This is a genomic window from Curtobacterium sp. WHRI 8282 (genome assembly GCF_040223925.2).
GTDB lineage: Bacteria > Actinomycetota > Actinomycetes > Actinomycetales > Microbacteriaceae > Curtobacterium > Curtobacterium flaccumfaciens.
This window is the reverse complement of sequence record NZ_JBEHCD020000001.1, coordinates 549,635-573,599: the sequence shown is the minus strand read 5'-3', so window position 1 is coordinate 573,599 and position 23,965 is coordinate 549,635. Positions and strand designations below refer to the sequence as shown.

Here is a 23,965-nt window from a genome sequence, read left to right as displayed (position 1 = left end):
AGGACGCCGGAACGCGTTAGGAGCGTGCATGCGTCCGCCAGGGCGGCGTCAGGGATCCGTTAGGAGCGGCCTGGAGGCGCGGCGCAGGACCCAGCATCGGTCTCGGCACCACACATGGTGCCGTCCGCGTCACCCGGCGCGGACACCGCAGATCTTCTGGAGTCCCTCGTGTTCGACGTGTTCGTCGTCGCCGGTGTCCTCGCCGTGTTCGGCGTGGTGGCACTGATCGCCAAGGGGGTGGAACGGCTGTGATCGGCATCACCATCTCGGCCGCCGTCCTCGGCATCGCCGCAGTCGTGTACCTCGTCTGGGCGCTCGTGCGTCCGGAGCGCTTCTAGTGGGCGCCGCGGACGTCTGGGCGGGCATCGCCCAGGTCGCCACCCTCGTCCTGCTGCTCGTCGTCGCGTACCGCCCGCTCGGTGACTGGATGGCGAAGGTCTTCACGCCCGTCCGCCACAACCGGGTCGAGCGCGGGGTCTACCGGCTGATCGGGGTCGACCCGGACGCCGAGCAGTCCTGGCCCGTGTACCTGCGCGGCGTGCTGCTGTTCAGCGTCGCCGGGCTCCTGCTCGTCTACCTGCTGCAGCGCATCCAGGTCGTCCTGCCCGGCGACCTCGGGCTTCCCGCTGTCGGACCCTCGCTCGCGTTCAACACTGCGGCGTCGTTCGTCGCGAACACGAACTGGCAGTCCTACTCGCCCGAGGCCACCCTCGGCTACTCGGTGCAGATGGCCGGCCTCGCGGTGCAGAACTTCCTGTCCGCGGCCGTCGGTCTCTCGGTCGCCGTGGCCCTGGTGCGTGGGTTCGCCCGCCGCAAGTCCGGCACGCTCGGCAACGTGTGGGTGGACATCGTCCGCGGCCTCGGCCGCCTGCTGCTGCCCGGCGCGTTCGTCTTCGCGATCATCCTCGTCGCCGGCGGGGTCGTCCAGTCGTGGGGGAGCGGTACCGACGTCACCACGCTCATCGGCGGCACGCAGCACATCCCCGACGGGTTCGTCGCCTCGCAGGAGGCGATCAAGGAACTCGGCACGAACGGTGGCGGCTACTTCAACGCCAACTCGGCGCACCCGTTCGAGAACCCGCAGGCATGGACGAACCTCGTCGAGATCTTCCTGATGCTCGTCATCCCGTTCTCGCTCCCGCGCACGTTCGGGCGACTGGTCGGCGACGACCGCCAGGGGTACGCGATCCTCGCCGTGATGGGTGCGATCTTCCTCGTGTCGCTGTCGGTCATGTCGATCGCCGAGCTCGGCGGCGGCGGTGTCGCCACACACGCTGCCGGGGCCGCGATGGAGGGCAAGGAGAGCCGCTTCGGCATCCTCGGTTCGACGCTCTTCTCGACCGCGACCACCTCGACGTCCACCGGTGCGGTCAACGCGATGCACGACAGCTACACCCCGATCGGCGGGATGATGGCGCTCGTCAACATGATGCTCGGCGAGGTCACCCCCGGCGGCGTCGGATCCGGCCTGTACGGAATGCTCGTGCTCGCCGTCATCACGGTGTTCATCGGCGGACTGCTCGTCGGTCGCACCCCGGAGTACCTCGGCAAGAAGATCCGCGCCAAGGAGATGACCTTCGCGGCGCTGTACATCCTCGTCACGCCGACGCTCGTGCTCCTGGCCACCGGGCTCTCGCTCGTGATCCCCGGGGTCCGCGAACAGGTGCTCGGGACGTCGATCTTCAACCCCGGCAACCACGGGCTGACCGAGCTGCTCTACGCCTTCACCTCGGGTGCGAACAACAACGGCTCGGCCTTCGGCGGGCTCACCGCGAACACCACGTGGATGAACTCCTCGCTCGGCGTCGTGATGCTGCTCGGCCGCTTCGTGCCGATGGTGTTCGTCCTGGCGCTCGCCGGGTCCCTCGCCGCGCAGGACCGGGTGCCGGAGACCGCCGGCACGCTGCCCACCCACCGCCCGCTGTTCATCGGGCTGCTCGGCGGCGTCGCCGTCATCGTCACCGCACTCACCTACTTCCCGGTGCTCGCACTGGGTCCGCTCGCAGAAGGACTGTCATGACCACCCCCGTGACCACGGAGTCGGAACCGCGCACCGCCGTGGAACCGGCCACCCGCTCGTCCGCATTCGGACCCCGCCAACTGGTGGCGGGCCTCCCGGGCGCCCTGCGGAAACTCGATCCGCGACTCATGTGGCGGAACCCCGTCATGTTCATCGTCGAGGTCGGCGCAGCGCTGACGACGGCGGCCGCCGTCGTCGAGCCGTCCGCGTTCACGATCGCCATCGCCGTCTGGCTCTGGCTCACCGTCGTCTTCGCCAACCTGGCGGAGTCGGTGGCCGAGGGTCGCGGCAAGGCGCAGGCCGACACCCTGCGGAAGACCCGTTCGACCACGAGCGCCCGCCGGGTGCTCGGGTACGCGACGACCGACGCGGCCGCGACCGGCAACCAGACCGAGGAGGTCGCGTCCGTCGACCTGGCCAAGGGCGACGTGGTCGTGGTCGTCGCCGGCGAGGTCATCCCGGGCGACGGGGACGTCATCGACGGCATCGCGTCGGTCGACGAGTCGGCCGTCACGGGTGAGTCCGCGCCGGTCATCCGCGAGTCCGGCGGTGACCGCAGTGCCGTCACCGGCGGCACCCGGGTGCTGTCGGACCGGATCGTGGTGCGCATCACCTCGACGCCGGGTGAGACCTTCATCGACCGGATGATCCGCCTGGTCGAGGGTGCGGCACGGCAGAAGACGCCGAACGAGATCGCGCTGAACATCCTGCTCGCCTCGTTGTCGATCGTCTTTGTGATCGTCTGCCTGACGATGCAGCCCATCGCGGGGCTCGTCGGTGCGACGGTCAGCGTGCCGGTGCTCATCGCCCTGCTCGTCTGCCTCATCCCGACCACCATCGGAGCCCTGCTCTCCGCGATCGGCATCGCCGGCATGGACCGGCTCGTGCAGCACAACGTGCTGGCGATGTCGGGCCGCGCGGTCGAGGCCGCCGGTGACATCACGACGCTGCTGCTCGACAAGACCGGCACGATCACCTACGGCAACCGACGGGCATCCCGCGTGGTGCCCGTGCCGGGTGTGAGCGAGGCCTCGCTGATGGAAGCGGCAGCCCTGTCGAGTGCTGCGGACTCGACCCCTGAGGGGCGCTCGATCGTCGACCTGGCGCGCGAGGACGGCGCCGCCGTCGGCCTGCCGGACGGCGCCGTCGAGGTGCCGTTCACGGCGCAGACGCGCATGTCGGGTCTCGACCTGCCCGACGGCTCGCAGATCCGGAAGGGTGCCGCTGCGGCAGTGCTCGCCTGGGCGGACACCACCGAAGCCGGTGTCGTGTCGGCCATCGATGCGACCGTCGCGGAGATCTCCGACCAGGGCGGCACCCCGCTCGTCGTCGGTCGCCGCTCGTCGACGGGCGCGGTCACGCTGCTCGGTGTCGTGCACCTGAAGGACGTCGTCAAGGACGGCATGGCGTCGCGGTTCGCCGAGCTCCGGTCGATGGGCATCCGCACGGTGATGATCACGGGCGACAACCCGCGCACCGCGGCCGCCATCGCCCACGAGGCCGGCGTCGACGACTTCCTCGCCGAGGCCACCCCGGAGGACAAGCTCGCGTACATCAAGCGCGAGCAGGAGGGCGGCAACCTCGTCGCCATGACCGGTGACGGCACCAACGACGCCCCGGCCCTGGCGCAGGCGGACGTCGGCGTCGCGATGAACACCGGCACGACGGCGGCGAAGGAGGCGGGCAACATGGTCGACCTCGACTCCGACCCGACCAAGCTCATCGACGTCGTCCGCATCGGCAAGCAGCTGCTCATCACCCGCGGCGCCCTGACCACCTTCTCCATCGCCAACGACGTCGCGAAGTACTTCGCGATCATCCCGGCGATGTTCCAGGCGGCGTTCCCGGGGCTCGCGGCGCTCAACATCATGGGGCTGCACAGCCCGTCGTCCGCGATCCTGTCGGCGGTCGTCTTCAACGCGCTCGTCATCGTGGCGCTCATCCCGCTGTCCCTGCGTGGCGTCAAGTACCGCGCGGCCGCAGCGTCGTCGATCCTCGGCCGCAACCTGCTCGTCTACGGGCTGGGCGGCGTGGTCGTCCCCTTCATCGGCATCAAACTGATCGACCTCGTGGTCGGTCTCATCCCGGGGTTCTAGTCATGGCATCTGCACGTTCCACCTTCCGTTCCGCCGGTGTGGCCATCCGCCTCACCCTCGTCGCCACCGTCGTCCTGGGCGTCGGGTACCCGCTCGCCGTCTGGGGCGTCGGCCAGGCGGCGTTCCACGACCAGGCCAACGGCTCGATGGTCACGGACTCGTCCGGCAAGGTCGTCGGTTCCTCGTTGATCGGGCAGTCGTTCACGGGCAAGCAGGCCGACCGCTGGTTCCAGTCGCGGCCGTCCGCCGCCGGGGACGGCTACGACGCCGGGGCGTCCTCCGGCTCGAACCTCGGGCCGAACAACGCGGACCTGCTCAAGGCCGTCGAGGAGCGTCGTGCGGCGCTGGCGAAGGCCGACGGGGTCTCCGCCGCGCAGGTGCCCGCCGACGCCGTGACCGCTTCCGGTTCGGGGCTCGACCCGGACATCAGCCCGGCCTACGCGTCGCAGCAGGTGGCCCGTGTGGCCTCGGCGCGCGGCCTGTCAGTGGACACCGTGCAGCAGCTGGTGGCGTCGCACACCGAGTCGCGGCAGCTCGGGTTCCTCGGTGAGCCCGTGGTGAACGTGCTCGCGCTGAACCTGGCGCTGGCGAAGGCGTCCTGAGCGTGGGTGGCCCGGCGCGAGTGCGCTGCGCACAACCGAAGTCGCGCGGAACCGCGGAATCGCGCGGCGCGAGGTCACTTTGGTTGTGCCCAGCCCCCGCGCCGACCCCCGCACGCGAGAGGATGAGCACGTGAAGCGCGGGAAGCTGCGGGTCCTGCTCGGTGCGGCGCCCGGTGTCGGCAAGACCTACACGATGCTCGAAGAGGGGCGTCGGTTGCTCGACGAGGGTCGCGACGTGGTCGTCGCCGTCGTCGAGACGCACGAGCGCGCCGCCACCGCAGCACTGGTGAACGGGCTCGAGGTCGTGCCCCGCCGCACCGTCTCGCACCGGGGTGTCGACCTCGACGACCTCGACCTCGACGCCGTCATCGCCCGGGCACCCGAGGTCGCGCTGGTCGACGAACTCGCGCACACGAACGCCCCGGGGAGCCCGAACGAGAAGCGCTGGCAGGACGTCGAAGCGCTGCGGGACGCCGGCATCGACGTCATCTCGACCGTCAACGTGCAGCACATGCAGTCCCTCGGCGACGTGGTCCGCGAGATCACCGGCACCGTGCAGCGCGAGACCGTCCCCGACGCCGTGGTGCGTGCGGCCGACCAGATCGAGGTCGTCGACCTGGCCCCGGCAGCGCTGCGCGAACGGCTCTCCGACGGGCTCGTCTACCCGGCGGCCCGGATCGACGCCGCGCTGTCGAACTACTTCCGCCTCGGCAACCTCACCGCACTGCGCGAGATCGCCCTGCTCTGGCTCGCCGACGAGGTCGACGACGCGCTCAAGGCCTACCGCGCCGAGCACGGCATCGAGCACCGGTGGGAGACCCGGGAGCGCGTGCTCGTCGCCCTGACCGGTGGCCCCGAGGGCGAGACCCTGCTGCGCCGCGGCGCCCGCATCGCCGCCCGCAGCGCCGGTGGGGAACTCGCCGCCGTGCACGTGACGACGAACGACGGCCTGCGCGTCCGGCACCCCGGCGCGCTCGGCAAGCAGCGGACCCTGCTCGAGCAGCTCGGTGGCACGTACCACCAGGTCGTCGGCGACGACGTGCCGAGCACGCTGGTGCGGTTCGCGCGGTCGATCGACGCCACCCAGATCGTGATCGGGGTCAGCCGCCGCAGCCGGCTCGCGGCCGCCATGACCGGTCCGGGGATCGGCAACACCGTGATCCGCGAGTCCGGCGACATCGACGTGCACGTCGTCACGCACGAGCGCGCCGGCGGCGGGATCACCCTGCCCAAGCTCGGCGGCAGCCTGTCCCGCGGCCGGGTGGTCGCCGCGTTCGTGCTGTCGGTCCTGGTCGGGCCGCTGCTCACCTGGGTGCTGTCGATCGGCAGCGACCCGGACGCCATCACGGTGGACGTACTGGCGTACCAGCTGCTCGTCCTGGTCGTGGCGCTCGTGGGCGGGATGTGGCCGGCGGTCTTCACGGCCGTGCTGTCCGGGCTGAGCCTCGACTACTTCTTCGTGCAACCCCTCTACATGGTCACCGTCCAGCAGCCGTGGCACCTGTTCGCCCTGGTCATGTACGTGATCAGTGCGGTGCTGGTCAGCTTCGTGGTCGACCGGTCCGCCCGGCGGTCGCGTGCTGCCCGTCGGGCCTCGGCTGAGTCCGGGCTCCTGATGGGCATCGCCGGCAGCGTGCTCCGCGGCGACGACGCCCTGCAGGCACTGCTCGACCGCACACGAGAGGCGTTCGGCTTCGCCGGCGTCCGGATCCGCCAGGGCGACGAGGTGCCGGCGACCTCCGGCGAGTTCGGTGCGACGCCGGACGCGTCGACGACGCTGGCGTCCGGTGCCGTGCTCGAGTTCGCTGGCGCGCCCGACGACCCGACCCAGCGCCGGCTGTTGCGGGTCGTCGAGCAGCAGCTCGACGCAGCCGTCGAGCACCGCGAACTGACACGCACCGCCGTCGGCGCCGAGCGCATCGCCGCCGCCGACCGGGTCCGGAGCGCGCTGCTCGCGGCCGTCGGCCACGACGTGCGCCGCCCCATCGCCGCGGCCTCCGCCGCCGTGCAGACGCTGCGTGCGTCCGACATCGACCTGTCCGGGGCCGACCGGGAGGCGCTGCTCGCGACCGCCGACGAGAGCCTCGGTCAGCTGGCGGTGCTGTTGGCAGACCTGTTGGACGTCAGCCGGGTCCAGGCCGGTGTCCTCGCGGTCACCCCGGCGGCGATCGCGCTCGAGACGGTGGTCGCCCCCGCCCTCGACGAGCTGGAGCTCGGCCCGGACGACGTCGACCTCGACCTGCCCGCGGATCTGCCGCCGGTGCTCGCCGACCCGGTCCTGCTGCAGCGCGTCGTCGTGAACCTGCTCGCCAACGCCGCCCGGTACGCCCCGGACGGCACCCACGTCCGGGTCGCCGCGAGCGCGTTCGCCGGCGGGGTGGAACTCCGCGTCGCCGACCACGGCCCCGGCATCCCCGAGGACCGCCGCGACGAGGTGTTCCAGCCGTTCCAGCGACTCGGTGACACCGACAACGAGACCGGCCTCGGGCTCGGCCTGGCCCTGGCGCGCGGGTTCACCGAGGGCATGGGCGGCACGATCGAGGTCGACGACACCCCGGGCGGTGGGCTCACCGTCGTGGTGCGGCTGCCGATCGCCGGGCACGTGGGAGTGGAGATCCGATGAAGGTCCTGATCGCTGACGACGACGCGCAGCTCGTCCGCGCGCTCTCGGTGACGCTCTCGGCGCGCGGGTACGACGTCGTCACGGCTCGGGACGGGCGCGAGGCGATCGACGCCGTCATCACCGAGCGCCCCGACCTGGTGCTGCTCGACCTCGGCATGCCCCGGCTCGACGGCATCGGCGTGCTCGAGGGCGTCCGGGCCTGGTCGCAGGTGCCGGTCCTCGTGCTCTCCGGGCGCACCGACTCGTCGGACAAGGTCGACGCGCTCGACGCAGGTGCCGACGACTACGTGACGAAGCCGTTCCAGATGGACGAGCTCCTCGCCCGGCTGCGGGCACTCGGACGGCGACGGGTGGTGGCGTCGGAGGAGACCCCGACGATCGCGATCGGACCGCTGCTCGTCGACCTCGTGGCGAAGCAGGTCACCCCGGCCGAGGGTCCGGCGATCCGCCTGACGCCCACCGAGTGGCGCCTGCTCGCGGTCCTGGTCACGAACCCCGACCGCCTGATGACCCGCGAGATGCTGTTGACCGAGGTCTGGGGGCCGACGCACGGCAACGACTCCGGGTACCTGCGGCTGTACATGGCGCAGCTGCGGCGGAAGCTCGAGCCCGACCCCGCGCACCCGCGCTACCTGGTGACGGAGTCCGGCATGGGGTACCGCTTCGCCCCCGGAGCGTAGGGGACCACCGCTGTCGGGGAACTGGCGGGAAGCTGTCGTGTCGGTGGCGGGTCCCTGTCGTGGTGTGCCGTTCCGCGGTTCCCTACTGTTCAGGACATGAACGAGATGCGGATCGGTGAACTCCGACGACTGCGGGGCTGGACCCAGGAACGACTGGCCGAGACGAGCGGCATCGCCGTGCGGACGGTGCAACGGATGGAGAGCGGCAACGACGCGAGCCTCGAGTCGCTGTCCGCGGTGGCCACGGCCCTCGAGGTCCCCGTGCGTGACCTGTTCGCCACCGAGGAGCCGGCGTCGCTCGACCCCGGGGTGCGCGGTCTCGACGAGCGCGCCGAGCGCGAGCAGGCGCAGCGCGACGCTGCTTCGCGCGGCTGGCAGTACCTGTACTCCGGTGTCGGCATCGTCGTGACGCTCGGCACCCTGGCGCTCATCGGTTCGCGCATCTGGCCGGGTGCCGCGATCTTCGTCATCCCCATCTACTGGGCGGGTGGGCGGCTGCTCTCCCAGTTCCTGATGGCGACCGTCGTCGAGCCCGCGCTCGACCGTCGGTACCCGTTGTCGCGGTCTCGTCGGGACGCCTCGTCGCGGTCCCGTCGGTTCACGCCCGGGAGCTGAACGCCGCGAGCTCGGCCCGGGTCCGGGCGCCGTGCTTCCGGAGCAGGTTCGCCACGTGGTACTTCACGGTGTTGACGCTGATGCCGAGTCCCTCGGCGATCTCCCGGTTGCCGACACCGGTCGCCACGAGCCGCAGGACGTCGCGCTCCCGCGGGGTCAGGTCGCCGTCGTCGACCGCGTCCACCTCGGTCGGCCGCGGGTCGAGCGGCAGTGAGATGTCGAGCACGGACCCCCAGCCGGGCGTGCTCGCGACCTGCACCCGCCCGTCGAGCGTGACGACCCGCTCCGCGATCGGCCGCATGGCGTCGTCGTGCACGTCGAGCGTGCCGGAGCCGTCGTCGCGGAGCTGCATGAGCAGGTTCCGGCCGTCGCAGTCCCACTGGATGCGCACCCGCTTCGCCGCACCGTCGTCGACCAGGGCGAGCACCGCGGTCCGGACGATCGCCCGGGCCGCGTGGGCGACGTCACCCGGGAGCGCACGGCCGGTGGCCGGCGGCTCGACGAACTGCACGTCGAGGTCCCCGAAGCGCACGAGCGGCCGCAGGTCGGCGCGCAACCGCGAGAACGCGCCGGTGACGGGTTCGAGCAGGGTGCTCCGCTGCTGATCGGTCACGGTGCGCAGGTCGACGAGGGCGGCCGAGGCGATCTCGACGGCCTCGGCCCTGGCGGCCGCGTCGGTGACCCGCGACGACCGGAGCACGGCGAGGACGGACTCGAGGGTCAGCGCGTGCCGATCCGCCTGCTCGGCGACCGTGCGGGCGTGCTCGGCGGCCGCGAGCCGGATGGCGGAGCCGCCCCGGGCCTCCAGGGTGTCGACCGATGCGTCCATGGACGCGACGGTACCCGTCCCACCCGAGCGGACGGGCCCACCCGATGGGATGGGGTCCCTGCCGGGGCGGGTAGCGGCGTGCCGAGGCGCGCGACGGAAGGATCGAGGGCATGGCAGCAACCACCGTCTCCGCAGCGCTCGACCTGGTCGTCCGCGAGGTCGGCGACCTGGCGGCCCGCCTCGACGACGCCCCGGCCCAGCGCGCACTCGACCTGATCGAGGGCGCCGACCGGGTGTTCGTCCACGGCGCCGGTCGCTCCGGACTCGCCCTCCGCATGACCGCGATGCGCCTCATGCACCTCGGCCTCGACGCGCACGTCGTCGGCGAGGTCACCACCCCGGCCATCCGACCGGGCGACCTGCTCCTCGTCGCGAGCGGCTCCGGCACGACCACCGGCATCGTGCAGGCCGCACGCACCGCGCACGAGGTCGGAGCCGCCGTCGTGGCGCTCTCGACCACCGACGACTCCCCGCTCTCCGAGCTGGCGGAGGTCACGATCGTGCTGCCCGCCGCGACGAAGACCGACCGCTCCGGCACGGCCTCGGCCCAGTACGCCGGCAGCCTCTTCGAACAGGCCGTCGCCCTGGTGGGCGACGCCGTGTTCCACACCCTGTGGACCCGAGGCGGGCAGTCCGCCGACGACCTCTGGCCCCGTCACGCCAACCTCGAATGAAAGGCACACCCATGCAGCTCCAGTTCGCCATGGACACCCTGACCACCGAAGCCGCCCTCGAGCTCGCCGCCGCGGCCGCGCCGCACGTCGACGTCCTCGAGCTCGGCACGCCCCTGATCAAGAGCGCCGGCCTGTCCGCCGTCACCGCGATCAAGGAAGCACACCCCGACAAGATCGTGTTCGCCGACCTCAAGACCATGGACGCCGGTGAGCTCGAGGCCGACATCGCCTTCTCGGCCGGTGCCGACCTGGTCACCGTCCTCGGTGTCGCCGGCGACTCGACGATCGTCGGCGCCGTCAAGGCCGCGAAGAAGCACGGCAAGGGCATCGTCGTCGACCTGATCGGCGTCTCCGACAAGGCCGCCCGTGCCCGCGAGGTCGTCGCACTCGGCGCCGAGTTCGTCGAGGTCCACGCCGGGCTCGACGAGCAGGCCGAAGAGGGCTTCACGTTCTCGACGCTGCTCGACGCCGGCAAGGAGTCGGGCGTCCCGTTCTCGATCGCGGGCGGCGTGAACGCGTCCTCGGTCGCCTCGGTGCAGGAGGCCGGTGCCCGCATCGCCGTCGCCGGCAGCGCGATCTACAGCGCCTCGGACGTCGGCGCAGCAGCCGCCGAGATCCGCGCCGCCATCAAGTAGCGCGTCCCGGTCGCCCTTCCCGGGCGACATCGTGAGCAGGAATGGTCGGGTGTGAACGTCGCACCCGACCATTCCTGCTCACGAAGCGAACGCCGCCGTCCGGATGCGCCGTACGGTGGCCACATGAACCGAGCGCTGCGCTGGACCACCTGGATCGTCGCCGTCGTCGTGCTGATCGCGGTGGTGTTCCTCGTCTGGGCCCACATCGTGATGCAGGGCACCCGCAGTGCCGCCCTGCAGGTCTGGCGCGACGACCGGATCGCGGTCCGGGACGCCGGTGACTCGGTGGTGATGACCCCGACCGGCCAGGCCGACGGGGTCGGGATCGTCTTCATCCCCGGCGCGAAGGTCGATCCGTACGCCTACATGGCCACGTTCCGGCAGGTGGTCGCCAACGGTACGACGGTGGTCATCACGAAGCCGACGCTGAACCTCGCGTTCTTCGACACCCGGCCGCTCGCCACGTTCGAGGCCCACGCACCCTCCGTCACCCGCTGGGCGGTCGGCGGGCACTCCCTCGGCGGGGTCCGCGCGTGCCAGCTCGCCCAGGACGCCGACGGCCTGCTGCTGCTCGGCAGCTACTGCGCGAACGACATCAGCCGCTCCTACATCGACGTGCTGAGCGTCTCCGGTTCGCGTGACGGTCTGTCGACCCCGGCCAAGGTCGACGCCGCGCGGGACAAGCTGCCGTCGACCGCCACCATGACCGAGATCCAGGGCTCGAACCACGCCGACTTCGGCGCCTACGGCGACCAGCCGGGCGACCGCACGGCGACCATCAGCCGTGCTGATGCCCGCCAGCAGATCTCGGACGCGATCGAGGCCTGGGTGCGCGACCTGCGCTGACCACGCGGGTGGACCGGCGGACGCACCACGGGCCTCCAGACGGTCTGCCTGGAGGCCCGTGGGACGTGCCGTCAGTGGATCACGCCCGCCTCGTGGTCGCGTCCGGAACGTCGCCCGGTGAACCGGGCGACGAAGTACAGGACCACGCCGACGGCGAGCAGGATCGCGGCGTAGAGCCAGACCTGACCGCTCTGCTGCGTCAGCAGCAGGATGCACGACAGCACCCCGAGCACCGGGACGAACGTCCAGACCCGGAAGTGGTCGTGCTCGACGTGGTCGCGGCGGAGCACCAGGACGGCGACGTTGGTGCTGATGAACACGAAGAGCAGCAGGAGCACGACGGTCTCGGCCAGCACGCCCACGTCACCCACCAGGGTCAGGAGCATCGCGACGATCGTGGTGGCGACGATGGCGGTCCACGGGGTCTTCCGGTTCGGCAGGACCTTCGCGAGCAGGGCGGGCAGGAGCCGCTGCTCGGCCATGCCGTAGGTCACGCGGCTCGACATGATCATCGTGAGCAGCGCGCCGTTCGCGACGGCGACCAGGGCGATGAGGCTGAAGACCCAGTCGGGGATCGGGACGCCGGTGGCGGAGACGACCGCGAGCAGCGGGCCGCTGGACTCGGACAGCTCCGAAGCGGGCAGGGCGATCGCGCTGGCGAGGGCGACGAGGACGTAGACGACGCCGGCCGTGGCGAGGGCGCCGAACAGGGCCTTCGGGTAGACGCGGCGGGGGTCGCGGACCTCCTCCGCGATGTTGGCGGACGTCTCGAAGCCGACGAACGAGTAGTAGGCGACGATCGCGGCGCTCAGGGTCGCCAGGGCCGGGTTGGCCTCGGACGGGAACGCGCCGATCCGGGAGACGTCACCGCCGCCACCGCCGAGCATCACGGCCACGACGACGATCACGATGACGAGGCCGGAGACCTCGATGATCGTCATCACGACGTTGCTCTTGAGCGAATCGGAGATGCCGCGGGCGTTCAGGCAGGCGATCAGGGCGAGGAAGACGATCGCGGTGGGCACGGGCGGCAGGTCGACGAACGTGCCGAGGTAGTCGCCGGCGAAGGCGAGCGACAGGCCGGCGGCGCTCGTGACGCCGGCGGCGAGCATGCTGAACCCGACCAGGAACGAGACGATGGGCGCCTTGTAGGCGCGTTCGGCGAAGACCGCGGCACCGCCGGCCTTCGGGTACTTCGTCACGAGTTCGGCGTAGGAGCCCGCCGTGAGCAGTGCCAGCAGGAGCGCGAGCACCAGCGGTGCCCAGAGTGCACCGCCGACGTCCTTCGCCAGCGTCCCCATCAGGGCGTAGATGCCGGCGCCGAGCACGTCGCCGAGGATGAAGAGGAACAGCAGCGGGCCGGTGATCGCCTGGCGGAGCTTCGACTGCGTGCCGTCGTGGGGTGCGGCCGTGGTGTCGCTGGTCATGGTGGTGCCTTTCGTCCGGGTCAGCGTGCCGGGGTGTGTATCAGAGGCCTCACAGGTGCGCCGTGGCGGGGGTCCTCCCTGCACAGCGGAGCGGCCGGTGAACTCTCTCCACAGGGTGCGGCGCGTCGGAACGTCCGGACTGGAGCGGTCCTAGACTCGTCGGGAGCCACACGTCCACCACCAGTCCCCGGAGGACCGCAGATGACGACGCAGGACCACCGCACGCCCGCTCGACTCAGTGACCAGCGCGCGCTCCTGTTCGACCTCGACGGCGTGCTCACCCCGACCGCCGACGTCCACATGCGGGCCTGGAGTCGACTGTTCACGCCGTACCTCGAAGCGCACGGGGTGGCGCCGTACACCGAGCAGGACTACTTCACCTCCATCGACGGCAAGCCCCGCTACGACGGCGTACGCTCGCTGCTCGAGTCGCGCGGCATCGACCTGCCGCAGGGCACCCCCGACGACGCGCCCGACACCGACACGGTGTGCGGGCTCGGCAACCGGAAGAACGCGGAGTTCACCGCCGAGCTCGACGAGCACGGCGTCGAGCCCTACCCGGGTTCGCTGCGGTTCCTGACCGCCGCGATCGCCGCCGGACTGTCCGTCGCGGTCGTCTCGAGCTCGGCGAACGCCACCTCGGTGCTCCGGACGGCGGGCATCCTCGACCGGTTCCCGGTGGTCGTCGACGGGCTCGTCGCGCGCCAGGACGGCCTGACCGGCAAGCCCGCGCCCGACACCTACCTCGACGCGGCGACCCGGTTCGGGCTCACCGCCGCCGAGTGCGTCGTGGTCGAGGACGCCACCAGCGGGGTCGAAGCCGGCCGCAACGGTTCGTTCGGTCTCGTCGTCGGTGTCGACCGCGGCGCCGGGGCGGACGCCCTGCGCGAGCACGGTGCCGACGTCGTGGTGTCCGACCTCGCCGAACTCATCGACGAGCTGCCCGCACCGGCCACCAGCACGACGTAGGCCACCCGGCCGGACACTCCCTACCTGCCGGCCGCACCGACGTACCCATCTCCCTCCCTTCCCACGGAGCAGCATGAACCCCATCACCTCGGACCCCCTCGACCGCGTCCGCTACCCGATCGACGAGTGGGCCCTCGTCGAGACCGAGTACACCCCCGACGAGCAGGGCGTCGCCGAGACGAACTTCGCCGTCGGCAACGGGTACCTCGGCCTGCGCGGCAACCTCGACGAAGGCCGTGGCGGCGTGCAGTACGGCACGTACATCAACGGGTTCCACGAGACCTGGCCGATCCGGCACGCGGAGGACGCCTTCGGCTTCGCGAAGACCGGGCAGACGATCATCAACGCGCCGGACGCCAAGGTCATCCGCCTCTACGTCGACGACGAGCCGCTCGTGCTGGCCGAGGCCGACATCCTCCGGCACACCCGCCGGCTGGAGTTCCGCGACGGCTACCTGTTCCGCGAGACCGAGTGGTCGACGCCGTCCGGCAAGCGGGTGCTCATCCGGGCACGTCGACTCGTGTCGTTCACCGACCGGCACCTCGCCGTCATCGACTACGAGGTCACCGTGCTCGACGCGGACGCCTCGATCCTGCTGTCCAGCCAGATCCTCAACCGCCAGGACGTGCAGGACGAGTACCACGCCGGCATGCGGGCCGCGGCGAACGCCTTCGACCCGCGCAAGGCCGAGTCGTTCACCGAGCGGGTGCTCGTGCCGAAGCTCAAGCGCAGCACCGGCGGCCGTTCGGTCCTGGGGTACCAGGCGTCCAGCTCCGGCATGACGATCTGCGTCGGCGTCGAGCACCACATCGAGACCGAGAACAGCTGGGACGAGTCGTCCTCGATCGAGGACGACCTGGCGAAGCACGTCTACCGGGTGCAGGCCCGCGCGGGGCAGCCCATCCGGCTCGTGAAGCACGTGGTCTACCACACCTCCCGCGGGGTGCCCGTGCGCGAGCTCGCCGACCGGTGCGACCGCACGCTCGACCGCGCGCACGCCGAGAACGTCGACGAGACCTTCGCGAAGCAGCGCGACTGGCTCGACGACTACTGGGCCCGCAGCGACGTCGAGATCGCCGGTCAGCCCGCGATCCAGCAGGCCGTCCGCTGGAACCTCTTCCAGCTGGCGCAGGCCACCGCCCGCACCGACGGCCACGGCATCGCCGCGAAGGGCGTCACCGGCTCCGGCTACGGCGGCCACTACTTCTGGGACATGGAGATCTACGTCCTGCCGTTCCTGTCGTACACGGCGCCGATCGTCGCCCGGAACGCCCTGCGCTTCCGCTACAACATGCTCGACGCGGCACGGGCTCGGGCCCGCGAGCTGAACCAGCGCGGTGCCCTGTTCCCGTGGCGGACGATCAACGGGGAAGAGTCCAGCGCGTACTACGCCGCCGGCACCGCGCAGTACCACATCGATGCCGACATCTCGCATGCGCTCATGCAGTACGTCCGGGCCTCGGGCGACCGCGAGTTCCTGAAGCGCGGCGCCATCGACGTGCTCGTGGAGACCGCCCGGCTCTGGGCCGACCTCGGGTTCTGGCGGTCCAACGGCGACAAGAAGTTCCACATCGACGGCGTCACCGGGCCGGACGAGTACACGACCGTCGTCGACGACAACCTGTACACGAACGTCATGGCGCGGGCGAACCTGTGGTTCGCCGTCAACGCCTGCCGCGAGCTCGCCGCCGACGACGCCGAAGAGTACGACCGCATGGTGCGCCGGACCGGCCTGCAGCCGGACGAGCTCGTCGAGTGGGAGCACGCCGCCGAGTCGATGGAGATCCCGTTCGACCCGCACCGCGGCATCCACCCGCAGGACGCCCAGTTCCTCGACAAGGAACTCTGGGACCTCGAGAACACCCCCGAGTCCAAGCGCCCGCTGCTGCTCCACTACCACCCGCTGGTGATCTACCGGTTCCAGGTGCTCAAGCAGGCCGACGTCGTGCTCGCGCTGTTCCTGCAGGGGCACGAGTTCACGGCGGCCGAGAAGCGTCGTGACTTCGACTACTACGACGCACTCACCACCGGTGACTCGACTCTGTCCGCGGTCGTCCAGTCGATCATGGCGGCCGAGGTCGGGTACCACGACCTGGCCGACCAGTACTTCCAGACCGCGCTCTACGTCGACCTGGCGGACCTGCACGGCAACACCTCGGACGGCGTGCACATCGCGTCGACCGGTGGCATCTGGGGTGCGCTCGTCAACGGCTTCGGGGGCATGCGCGACCACGGTGGTCGGATGACCTTCAACCCGCGGTTGCCGAAGCACTGGGACCGGCTGTCCTACCGTCTGACCGTGCGCGGGTCGCGGGTCCGGGTGGACCTGGAGCAGGAAGCCATGACCCTCACGGTCGAGACCGGTTCGGGCTTCACGGTGTGGGTGCACAACCAGCAGTGGGACATCGAGGCCGGGGAGCCCACCGTGGTGCCGCTGCCGCACCACGGGCCGCGCATGTCCGGGCACGCCCCGACCACCAGCGACATCCAGGGCACGCTGCGGGCGGACGGCTCGGTCATCACCGCGTCGATCCCGACGATCTCACTGGAGCGCGACTTCGACCTCGACGACTCGACCGGCTGACGCCCGTCCCTGCGCCGCAGTCGCACGTCGCCCCGGTTCCGCCTCGCGGGGCCGGGGCGACCTGCGTCCCCGGGGTGTTCCCGGCGCCTCCGAACGCGTCCAGTCGGCCCGGGGCACCGTGGTCTGCCGTGCCCCTCGGGTCGATGGCGTCTCCCCGGGCACGGTTCGTGCAACGAGAGGAGACATCATGGGCAAGCGGTTCGAGGGCAAGGTCGCGATCGTCACGGGCGCTGGGTCCGGCATCGGTGAGGCGACGGTGCGGGCGCTCATCGACGAGGGCGCGTCGGTCGTGCTGACCGACAGCGTCGAGGAGAAGGTCCGCGCGGTGGGTGACTCCCTGCCGACGCACCGGGTCGTCGCCCTGCACGCCGACGTGGCGAGCCCGGAGGACTGGGAGACCGTCGTCTCGGCGGCGATCGACCGCTTCGACCGGCTCGACGTCCTGGTGAACAACGCCGGGACCTTCAGCTCGGGCGACATCACCGACATCAGCACGGACGAGTGGCGCCGGGTCATCGAGACCGATCTGTCCGGTGTGTTCTACGGCACCCGGGCGGCCCTGCCGTTCCTGCGCGAGACGAAGGGGTCGATCGTCAACACGTCGTCGGTCTCCGGTGAGGACGCCGATTGGCGGATGAGCCCCTACAACGCGGCGAAGGGTGGCGTGACGAACTTCACCAAGGCCGCTGCACTCGACAACGGGCAGTTCGGCGTGCGCGTGAACGCCGTCGCTCCGGGACTCATCTGGACCGACCTGACCCAGGAGCAGGCGGAGGACGAGGCCCTGCAGTCGAAGTTCACCGAGCGCATCGCCCTCGGCCGCGGGGGCCGCTCTGCCGAGGTCGCCGAGGCGATCCTGTTCCTGGCCAGCGACGCGGCCTCGTTCATCACGGGTGCGGTCCTACCCGTGGACGGCGGCACCATGGCGAGCAACGGGCAGCCGCCGCAGGCCTGAGCCACCCCGGCGTCGGCGGAGACTCGGCGCGGCGGACACTTCGGGCGGTCAGGAACGCCCGGATCGTCCGCGGGAGCGAGTCTCGGCCCGCTTCGAGTGCACGAGCGTCACAGGAGCTTCCGCAGCGTGTTCGTGTTGCGGGTCGTCGTCGTGCGCTTGAAGCGTGCGGCGCCGGCCCGCTTGGCGAACGCAGTGTCGGTGCTCGAACCCTTCGGACACGACCAGTAGACGACCCCGTCGCCGTGGGCGACCTGCTCGACCGACTCGTCGAGTTCGACGTCCCCGACCAACGCGTCGAGCGCACCGTCGTCGGACCCGAACACGACGTAGTCGTGCCGTTCGTCGGAACGCGCGAAGGGGAAACCGTCGACCACGGCCGCGAGGGCGTCGTGCCGGACGAGCACGATCCAGGCGTCGTTCCCGAAGCGGTCGCGCAGCCCCTGCTCGATCGACGTCTTGAGCTGCTCGGCGGGCACGTCGGCGGAGAACACGACGTTGCCCGAGGCGAGCACGGTGCGGACGTCGTCGAACCCGAGCCCTCGGAAGAGCTCCGCGAGCTCGGCGCTCCGGATCGTGATGCCGTTCACGTTGACGCCGCGCAGCAGCGCCACCCACCTGTCCATGTCCGGACGGTAGCGGTCCGGGCCGCTCACGTCCACGTCCGGGCCACGCCCCAGCCTGTGCCCTGCGGCACGATGTCGACCACCAGGGCCTCGCCGTCGTCGTCGCTGGTCGCCTGGAACCGCCCGCCCACGGTGCGCTCGGGCGCATGGGTGATCGCGGTGGGCAGTTCAGCGCGCGTCACGGTCAGCCGGGTGGGGGTGTCGCTCACCCGCCAGCGCCGTCCTGCCCACACCAGCCGGGTCGGCGTGCCCTCGGCCCACCACACCGTGGCGGCCGTGTCGGTGATCATCATCGGGTCTCCTCATTCGAACGTGTGTTCGAATGGTAGATGTCGACCTCCGACGTCGCAACCGACCGTTGCGTTCAGAACACGTTCTGAATAGGCTCGATCCATGACGCTCGTTGCTCCGCCCCGATCCCGACGGTCGGTGCAGTCCTCTGACCTCTCCCGCCACGCCAAGCAGGTGTTCGCCGCCGCGGAAGAAGCCCCGCTCGAGGTCACCCGTCGCGACGGGAAGCCCCTCGTCCTCACCACGAAGGAACGGTCCGACGACGACGAGGCGGTCCTGGACATCGCGGCGCAGCTCATCGCAGCGGTGACGCTCAACGAGCAACTGCCACTCCACGATCGGTTGGCGATCCCGTACCCGTGGATCAAGCTCCTCAGCGCCGCAGACCAGCAGCGCTTCGCCCGGGAGATCGTCGACGTCGCCCGTGGCTCGTTCTCGCTCCGGCAGCCGCGCAGACTCCTGCTCGAGATGCAGGCGTGGCGCAACAGCGCCGAGGCGATCGCAGCGGGCTGGGACACCGGAGAGCCGGAGATCCTCGCTGAGCCGATCCGCGTCGAGAAGCCCTGACGCGGTAGCGGGCCGGCGCGGCGGGGTCCCCCGGCCGATCCGTTCGACGGAGTACACGATCGTCTTCGGGACGCGCGGCGCGGAACAGGGTGGCGCGACGTGGTGGCGGTGCAGCGGAACGCAGTCGCTGCCGCCTGGGATCGGCTGACCACGGATCCGTTGACCGAGGACCTGTCCTGCCACGCCCTTCGCGGGGAAATCGGCGTGATTCGGCACTCCGGCCGGGAGTGGACGCGTCGTCAGTTCGAGCTGAAGCGCGGCGCCCGGATCTGGTTCACGGTCGACGTGGATGACCGGGCGGTGTGCATCACCGACGTGCACACCCACCACCCCAACCAGACGAAGTGACTGCGCTCGGCCTCGGCAGCCGTCGTGTAGACGGGACCCATGACGAACGACGCACAGGGCCCCGACGAGCAGCACCAGGTTCCCGAGGGGGTGTCCGAGGCCACGGTCGAGGCGCTCGGCAGCCTGTCCGCCGCGGTCGAGGTCATCGAGCACGCCCGCGGCCTGCTCTACGGGTTCCACCGACTGACCGGCACCGCTGACCTGAACCTCGGTGAGGCGGTCGAGCAGCTGCGCAAGGCCGGGCACACCGAACTCGCCGAACGCATCGACACCGAACTCGTGGGCCGCAACGTCATCGCGGGCCGCTGGACGTTCCAGATCGTCGAGGACTACGACGACGGCTACTACGCCCTCGCCAAGGAGCTCGAGCGCACGGCGCGCGACGAGCTCGTGCAGGGCCGTCGCCACCTGTTCGAGGCGGGCATGAAGGAAGACCGTCGCACCCAGGACCAGCGCCACCACGAGGCCACGCCGAGCGACCTGCCGGACTGACCACGGGCCTCCAGGCCGACGCGGCCGGCCGCGTCCCTCGCCCGCCGTCGCACAACCAAAGACGGCTCGCGCCACGGGATCCCGTGGCGCGAGCCGTCTTCGGTTGTGCAGAACCGAACCGTGCCGAAGCAAGCTCGGACGAATGCCTCAGCCGACGCCGAGCAGCGCCTCCAGCGGCCCCCGCGCGAAGTACAGCAGGAAGCCCGCGGCGACGACGTAGAGCAGCCACGAGACCTCACGGCCACGGCCGGACAGCAGCTTGATGAGCACCCAGCTGATGAAGCCGGCGCCGATGCCGTTGGCGATCGAGTAGGTCAGCGGCATGACGACGATCGTCAGGAACGCCGGCAGGGCCGAGCCGAAGTCCGACCACGAGATGTCCGCGACCTGCGCGACCATGAGCGCACCGACGACGACGAGCCCGGCGGCGGCGACCTCCAGCGGGACGACCTGGGTGAGCGGCGTGAGGAACATCGACGCCAGGAACAGCAGGCCGGTGACGACCGAGGCCATGCCCGTGCGGGCGCCCTCGCCGATGCCGGAGGCCGAGTCGATGAAGACGGTGTTCGACGACACCGACGCGCCACCACCGGCGATCGCGCCGACGCCCTCGACGACGAGCGCCGACTTCAGGCGGGGGAACGTGCCGTCGGGCTTCGCGACACCGGCGGCCTTGGCGAGACCGGTCATGGTGCCCATGGCGTCGAAGAAGTTCGTGAAGACGAGGGTGAAGACGAGCATCGACGCGGCGAGCGGGCCGATGCGGGTGAAGGCACCGAAGACGTCGGCGTGGCCGACGAGCGACAGGTCCGGCACGGCGAACAGTGCGCTCGGCAGGCCGGGGGCGTTGAGGTTCCAGCCGGTCTTCGAGTCGACCGAGGTCGGCACCTGGAAGATCGCCTGCAGGATGATCGCGATGATCGTGGTCGCGACGATGCCGATGAGCAGCGCACCCTTGACCCGGCGGGCCATGAGCGTGCCGATGATGATCAGGCCGATCAGGAACACGATGGTCGGCAGGGCGCCGACGGAGCCGTCCTCGCCGAGCTGCAGCGGCGGCGACGCGAGCCCGGAGGACCGCACGAAGCCGGAGTCGACGAGCCCGATGAACGCGATGAACAGGCCGATGCCGACCGTGATCGCGGCCTTCAGCTGTGCCGGGACGGCGGTGAAGATCATCGTCCGGATGCCGGTCAACGCGAGGATCACGATGATCACACCGTTGATGACGACCAGGCCCATCGCCTCGGCCCAGGTGACCTGGTGCACGACGCTGACGGCGAGGAACGAGTTGATCCCGAGCCCCGCGGCGATGCCGAACGGCAGGTTCGCGATGATGCCCATCGCGATGGTCATCACGCCGGCGACGAGACCGGTCGCCGCGGCCACCTGAGCGTTCTCGAGCCATCCGCCGCTGACGTCCTTGGCGGCCTGGTCGGCGCTGAACCCGCCGAGGATGAGGGGGTTCAGGATGACGATGTACGCCATCGTCACGAACGAGACGAGGCCACCGCGGACCTCGCGGGGGATCGACGATCCGCGTTGCGAGATGGAGAAGAATCGATCGAGGCCGGTCGCGAAGCGGTTCCGGGGCGTGGTGTCGGTCTGCGGGGCGCTCACCACGAGAGTTTAAAGGACGCTGGGTTTCGGGCGTGTCACACCGGTCTCACAGGTTGTGACAGCCGGGAGGCCCGTTCCACGCGGATCGCGCACCTCGCGCTGGGCGTCTGCCCGCGTTCTCCGGCCATGGCTGGTGTTGGATGAGCGGGTGACGTCACCCATGGACCGCGCCCGTGTCGAGGCCGCCGTCCGCGAGCTGCTGCTCGCCATCGGCGAGGATCCCGACCGCCCGGAACTCACCCGCACCCCCTCCCGTGTCGCCGACTCGTACGCCGAGTTCTTCTCCGGGATCGGCACCGACGCGGTCGCCATCGCCCGGGACGGCACCGTGCACGCCGAGGACGGTGAGCGCGGTCGACTCGTCATCGTCCGCGACGTCAAGTTCCGCTCCGTCTGCGAGCACCACCTGCTGCCGTTCCTCGGGGTCGCGCACCTGGCGTACGCTCCGGGCGATCGCCTCATCGGGCTCGGCACGCTGGCGCGGGTGCTCGACGCGGTGGCCTCCCGTCCGCAGCTGCAGGAGCGGCTCGGCGAACAGGTCGCCGCCACCATCGCCGAGGGGCTCGGCGCCGAGGGCGTCCTGGTGGTCCTCGACGCGCAGCACCAGTGCGTCACGACGCGTGGGGAGCGCCAGACCGGTTCGACGACCGTGACGGTGGCGGCGACCGGTTCGCTGGCCGACACGGCGGGACGGGCCGAGGCGATCGCGCTCATCGGCGCGGGGCATGCGACCGACGCCGGGCACGACGCGAGTGCCGGGGCGGACGCATGACGGGCCTCCCCGACGGCACGGCCGGACCCGGCTGGGTCGTGCCGGACCTGCGCCACCCGGTCCGGACGTTCGGCCGCCGCACGATCGACTTCGACCACCGCATCGCCGTGATGGCGATCGTGAACCGCACCCCCGACTCGTTCCACGACCGCGGCGCCACCTTCGAGCTCGACCGGGCCGTCGCCGCCTCGGTGCGCGCCGCCGAACAGGGCGCCGACTGGGTCGACATCGGCGGCGTGAAGTTCGCCCCCGGCCCGGAGCTGCCCGCCTCCGACGAGATCGACCGCGTCGTGCCCGTCGTCGAGCAGCTCGCCCAGCAGTCCGACGTCGTCATCAGCGTCGACACCTTCCGTCCCGAGGTCGCCGCGGCGGCGATCGCGGCCGGGGCGACCGTCGTCAACGACACCACCGGCCTGTCCGACCCGCGGATGGCCGCCGTGGTCGCCGACTCCGACGCCACCGTCGTCATCACGCACTCGCTCGCCGAACCCCGACGGCCCCTGCCGGCGCCGCCGCAGTACGGCGACATCGCGGGCGAGGTCGTCGCGTTCCTGCGCGAACGGGTCGACCGGGCACTCGCCGCGGGCATCCCCGAGTCGCGGATCATCGTCGACCCGGGCCACGACCTGCACAAGAACACCGTGCACACCCTCGAGCTCACCCGTCGACTGCCCGAGGTCGTCGCGCTCGGCTACCCGGTCCTCGCCGCGGTGTCGAACAAGGACTTCGTGGGGGAGTCGCTCGGCCGCCCCCGCGGTGAACGGCTCTCCGGATCGCTCGCCGTGGCGACCGTGAGCGCGATGCTCGGCGCCCGGATCGTCCGGATGCACGACGTCGCCGAGAGCGTCGACGCGATGCGCATGGTCGAGGCCACGCTCGGATGGCGCACCCCCGTGGAATCGAGGCACAACACGTGAACGTCCTGCCCCCGTCGATCGCGGACCTGTCCGACGACGAACTGCTCGACCTCTACACCGCCGACGCCGGGGCCCCCTGGCTCCGCGTGAACTTCGTCGCCACGCTGGACGGTTCGGCCTCGGCCGCCGGGGTGTCCGGGTCGCTCGGCGGCGACGACGACCTGCGCGTCTTCGACCTGCTCCGGCGGGTGGCCGACGTCGTGCTCGTCGCCGCCGGCACCGTCCGCGACGAGGGCTACGGGCCGATGGTCCTGCACGACGCCGACGTCGCCTGGCGTCGGGCGCACGGCAAGCCGGACCACCCCGTGTTCGCCATCGTCACCGGGTCGTTGTCGCTCGACCCGACGTCGCGGGTGTTCACCGAGGCACCGGTGCGCCCGATCGTCCTGACCTCGGCGACGGCGGCTGCGTCGTCGAAGGCCCGGGCGCTCGCCGAGGTCGCGGACGTCGTGGCGTGCAGCGCGGACGACGACCCGGACTCGGTGGACGCCGGACGGATCCGTGGGCTGTTGGCGGGCCGTGGCCTCGGGATGATCCACTGCGAGGGCGGGCCGTCGTTCCTCGGAGCACTCATCGCCGCGGACGCCGTCGACGAGCTGACCCTGACGATCGACCCGTCGCTCGAGGGCGGGGCGGGGCCGCGCATCGCCCGGGGGTCGTCGCCGGAGCTCCGGCGGATGCGACCGGCGCACGTGCTGCTCGGCGCCGGCGGCGTGCTGCTCACCCGGTACGTCCGGGTGCGCTGACACCGCCCGTGCGGGCGTCGGGGGCGCGCTGACG

General features: G+C 71.1%; 25 protein-coding genes. 20 read left to right on the top strand and 5 right to left on the bottom strand.

Translation table 11 applies throughout. The features are described 5' to 3' along the window. The first annotated feature begins 114 nt into the window (after positions 1 to 114). The 8 genes from ABRP24_RS02805 to ABRP24_RS02770 all read left to right on the top strand — a co-directional run bounded on the left by ABRP24_RS02805 (position 115) and on the right by ABRP24_RS02770 (position 8,636). Positions 115 to 252 (top strand): hypothetical protein, encoded by a 138-nt coding sequence (locus ABRP24_RS02805; protein ID WP_155896901.1) that lies wholly within the window; start codon positions 115 to 117, stop codon positions 250 to 252. Then, positions 249 to 338, top strand: a complete 90-nt coding sequence (locus ABRP24_RS02800) for a potassium-transporting ATPase subunit F (protein ID WP_259410128.1) — start codon at positions 249 to 251, stop codon at positions 336 to 338. The genes ABRP24_RS02805 and ABRP24_RS02800 overlap by 4 nt, the downstream gene beginning before the upstream one ends. Then, complete coding sequence (kdpA, locus tag ABRP24_RS02795) at positions 338 to 2,020, top strand: potassium-transporting ATPase subunit KdpA (protein ID WP_301600545.1); 1,683 nt, start codon at positions 338 to 340, stop codon at positions 2,018 to 2,020. The genes ABRP24_RS02800 and kdpA overlap by 1 nt, the downstream gene beginning before the upstream one ends. Then, positions 2,017 to 4,116 carry a potassium-transporting ATPase subunit KdpB gene (gene kdpB / locus ABRP24_RS02790; protein ID WP_173032678.1) on the top strand — a complete coding sequence of 700 codons (2,100 nt, stop codon included), beginning with the start codon at positions 2,017 to 2,019 and terminating at the stop codon, positions 4,114 to 4,116. Before kdpA ends, kdpB begins: the two co-directional genes overlap by 4 nt. A 2-nt stretch (positions 4,117 to 4,118) precedes the next feature. Beyond that, positions 4,119 to 4,718, top strand: coding sequence for a K(+)-transporting ATPase subunit C (gene kdpC / locus ABRP24_RS02785; RefSeq protein ID WP_173032680.1), 600 nt, complete (start codon positions 4,119 to 4,121; stop codon positions 4,716 to 4,718). Positions 4,719 to 4,848: 130 nt separating this feature from the next. After that, positions 4,849 to 7,341 carry an ATP-binding protein gene (locus tag ABRP24_RS02780; RefSeq protein WP_027466796.1) on the top strand — a complete coding sequence of 831 codons (2,493 nt, stop codon included), beginning with the start codon at positions 4,849 to 4,851 and terminating at the stop codon, positions 7,339 to 7,341. After that, positions 7,338 to 8,021 carry a response regulator gene (locus ABRP24_RS02775; protein WP_349847641.1) on the top strand — a complete coding sequence of 228 codons (684 nt, stop codon included), beginning with the start codon at positions 7,338 to 7,340 and terminating at the stop codon, positions 8,019 to 8,021. The genes ABRP24_RS02780 and ABRP24_RS02775 overlap by 4 nt, the downstream gene beginning before the upstream one ends. Before the next feature lie 96 nt (positions 8,022 to 8,117). Beyond that, positions 8,118 to 8,636 carry a helix-turn-helix domain-containing protein gene (locus ABRP24_RS02770; RefSeq protein WP_027466794.1) on the top strand — a complete coding sequence of 173 codons (519 nt, stop codon included), beginning with the start codon at positions 8,118 to 8,120 and terminating at the stop codon, positions 8,634 to 8,636. Here the strand turns inward: ABRP24_RS02770 and ABRP24_RS02765 are convergent. After that, complete coding sequence (locus ABRP24_RS02765; RefSeq protein ID WP_071406217.1) at positions 8,620 to 9,465, bottom strand: LuxR C-terminal-related transcriptional regulator; 846 nt, start codon at positions 9,463 to 9,465, stop codon at positions 8,620 to 8,622. The genes ABRP24_RS02770 and ABRP24_RS02765 overlap by 17 nt on opposite strands. A gap of 110 nt (positions 9,466 to 9,575) precedes the next feature. Between ABRP24_RS02765 and hxlB the strand changes: the two genes are divergently transcribed. The 3 genes from hxlB to ABRP24_RS02750 all read left to right on the top strand — a co-directional run bounded on the left by hxlB (position 9,576) and on the right by ABRP24_RS02750 (position 11,620). Next, on the top strand, positions 9,576 to 10,139 hold the full coding sequence (hxlB, locus tag ABRP24_RS02760; protein ID WP_349847642.1) for a 6-phospho-3-hexuloisomerase: 564 nt from the start codon (positions 9,576 to 9,578) through the stop codon (positions 10,137 to 10,139). An 11-nt stretch (positions 10,140 to 10,150) separates the two neighbouring features. Then, positions 10,151 to 10,774 carry a 3-hexulose-6-phosphate synthase gene (hxlA, locus tag ABRP24_RS02755; protein WP_027466791.1) on the top strand — a complete coding sequence of 208 codons (624 nt, stop codon included), beginning with the start codon at positions 10,151 to 10,153 and terminating at the stop codon, positions 10,772 to 10,774. Positions 10,775 to 10,897: 123 nt separating this feature from the next. Further along, positions 10,898 to 11,620 carry an alpha/beta hydrolase gene (locus ABRP24_RS02750; RefSeq protein ID WP_027466790.1) on the top strand — a complete coding sequence of 241 codons (723 nt, stop codon included), beginning with the start codon at positions 10,898 to 10,900 and terminating at the stop codon, positions 11,618 to 11,620. A 71-nt stretch (positions 11,621 to 11,691) separates the two neighbouring features. Here the strand turns inward: ABRP24_RS02750 and ABRP24_RS02745 are convergent, their stop codons facing one another. Next, positions 11,692 to 13,047: an APC family permease gene (locus tag ABRP24_RS02745; RefSeq protein ID WP_035809271.1), complete on the bottom strand. Its 1,356-nt coding sequence runs from the start codon at positions 13,045 to 13,047 to the stop codon at positions 11,692 to 11,694. 201 nt (positions 13,048 to 13,248) lie between these two features. Between ABRP24_RS02745 and ABRP24_RS02740 the strand changes: the two genes are divergently transcribed. From ABRP24_RS02740 to ABRP24_RS02730, 3 genes are all read left to right on the top strand, one after another. Further along, entirely contained in the window at positions 13,249 to 14,016 is a 768-nt protein-coding gene (locus ABRP24_RS02740; protein ID WP_111056544.1) for an HAD family phosphatase, read from the top strand. Positions 14,017 to 14,089: 73 nt separating this feature from the next. Continuing rightward, complete coding sequence (locus ABRP24_RS02735; protein ID WP_349847643.1) at positions 14,090 to 16,600, top strand: glycosyl hydrolase family 65 protein; 2,511 nt, start codon at positions 14,090 to 14,092, stop codon at positions 16,598 to 16,600. Between the two features lie 187 nt (positions 16,601 to 16,787). Then, positions 16,788 to 17,555, top strand: coding sequence for an SDR family NAD(P)-dependent oxidoreductase (locus tag ABRP24_RS02730; protein ID WP_349847644.1), 768 nt, complete (start codon positions 16,788 to 16,790; stop codon positions 17,553 to 17,555). A 107-nt stretch (positions 17,556 to 17,662) separates the two neighbouring features. Here the strand turns inward: ABRP24_RS02730 and ABRP24_RS02725 are convergent, their stop codons facing one another. Then, complete coding sequence (locus ABRP24_RS02725) at positions 17,663 to 18,178, bottom strand: DUF1697 domain-containing protein (RefSeq protein WP_349847645.1); 516 nt, start codon at positions 18,176 to 18,178, stop codon at positions 17,663 to 17,665. Positions 18,179 to 18,204: 26 nt separating this feature from the next. Next, positions 18,205 to 18,468, bottom strand: a complete 264-nt coding sequence (locus ABRP24_RS02720; RefSeq protein WP_349847646.1) for a hypothetical protein — start codon at positions 18,466 to 18,468, stop codon at positions 18,205 to 18,207. Between the two features lie 103 nt (positions 18,469 to 18,571). On the opposite strand from ABRP24_RS02720, the gene ABRP24_RS02715 reads away from it, so the two are divergent. The 3 genes from ABRP24_RS02715 (at position 18,572) to ABRP24_RS02705 (ending at position 19,876) form a co-directional block, all read left to right on the top strand. Next, complete coding sequence (locus tag ABRP24_RS02715; RefSeq protein ID WP_349847647.1) at positions 18,572 to 19,036, top strand: prevent-host-death protein; 465 nt, start codon at positions 18,572 to 18,574, stop codon at positions 19,034 to 19,036. A 99-nt stretch (positions 19,037 to 19,135) separates the two neighbouring features. Next, the gene (locus tag ABRP24_RS02710; RefSeq protein WP_349847648.1) at positions 19,136 to 19,384 is read left to right on the top strand and encodes a hypothetical protein; all 249 of its coding nucleotides are present in this window, start codon (positions 19,136 to 19,138) and stop codon (positions 19,382 to 19,384) included. A gap of 39 nt (positions 19,385 to 19,423) precedes the next feature. Next, complete coding sequence (locus ABRP24_RS02705) at positions 19,424 to 19,876, top strand: hypothetical protein (protein ID WP_349847649.1); 453 nt, start codon at positions 19,424 to 19,426, stop codon at positions 19,874 to 19,876. A 147-nt stretch (positions 19,877 to 20,023) separates the two neighbouring features. On the opposite strand, the gene ABRP24_RS02700 is transcribed toward ABRP24_RS02705, so the two are convergent. Then, entirely contained in the window at positions 20,024 to 21,499 is a 1,476-nt protein-coding gene (locus tag ABRP24_RS02700; RefSeq protein WP_349847650.1) for an NCS2 family permease, read from the bottom strand. A gap of 157 nt (positions 21,500 to 21,656) precedes the next feature. On the opposite strand from ABRP24_RS02700, the gene folE reads away from it, so the two are divergent. Genes folE through ABRP24_RS02685 form a run of 3 tightly spaced genes read left to right on the top strand, consistent with a single transcriptional unit; the run spans position 21,657 to position 23,931 of the window. After that, positions 21,657 to 22,268 (top strand): GTP cyclohydrolase I, encoded by a 612-nt coding sequence (gene folE / locus ABRP24_RS02695; RefSeq protein WP_214522049.1) that lies wholly within the window; start codon positions 21,657 to 21,659, stop codon positions 22,266 to 22,268. Then, positions 22,265 to 23,185: a dihydropteroate synthase gene (gene folP / locus ABRP24_RS02690; protein WP_214521985.1), complete on the top strand. Its 921-nt coding sequence runs from the start codon at positions 22,265 to 22,267 to the stop codon at positions 23,183 to 23,185. The genes folE and folP overlap by 4 nt, the downstream gene beginning before the upstream one ends. Further along, positions 23,182 to 23,931: a pyrimidine reductase family protein gene (locus ABRP24_RS02685; protein ID WP_349847651.1), complete on the top strand. Its 750-nt coding sequence runs from the start codon at positions 23,182 to 23,184 to the stop codon at positions 23,929 to 23,931. The genes folP and ABRP24_RS02685 overlap by 4 nt, the downstream gene beginning before the upstream one ends. Positions 23,932 to 23,965: the final 34 nt, after the last annotated feature.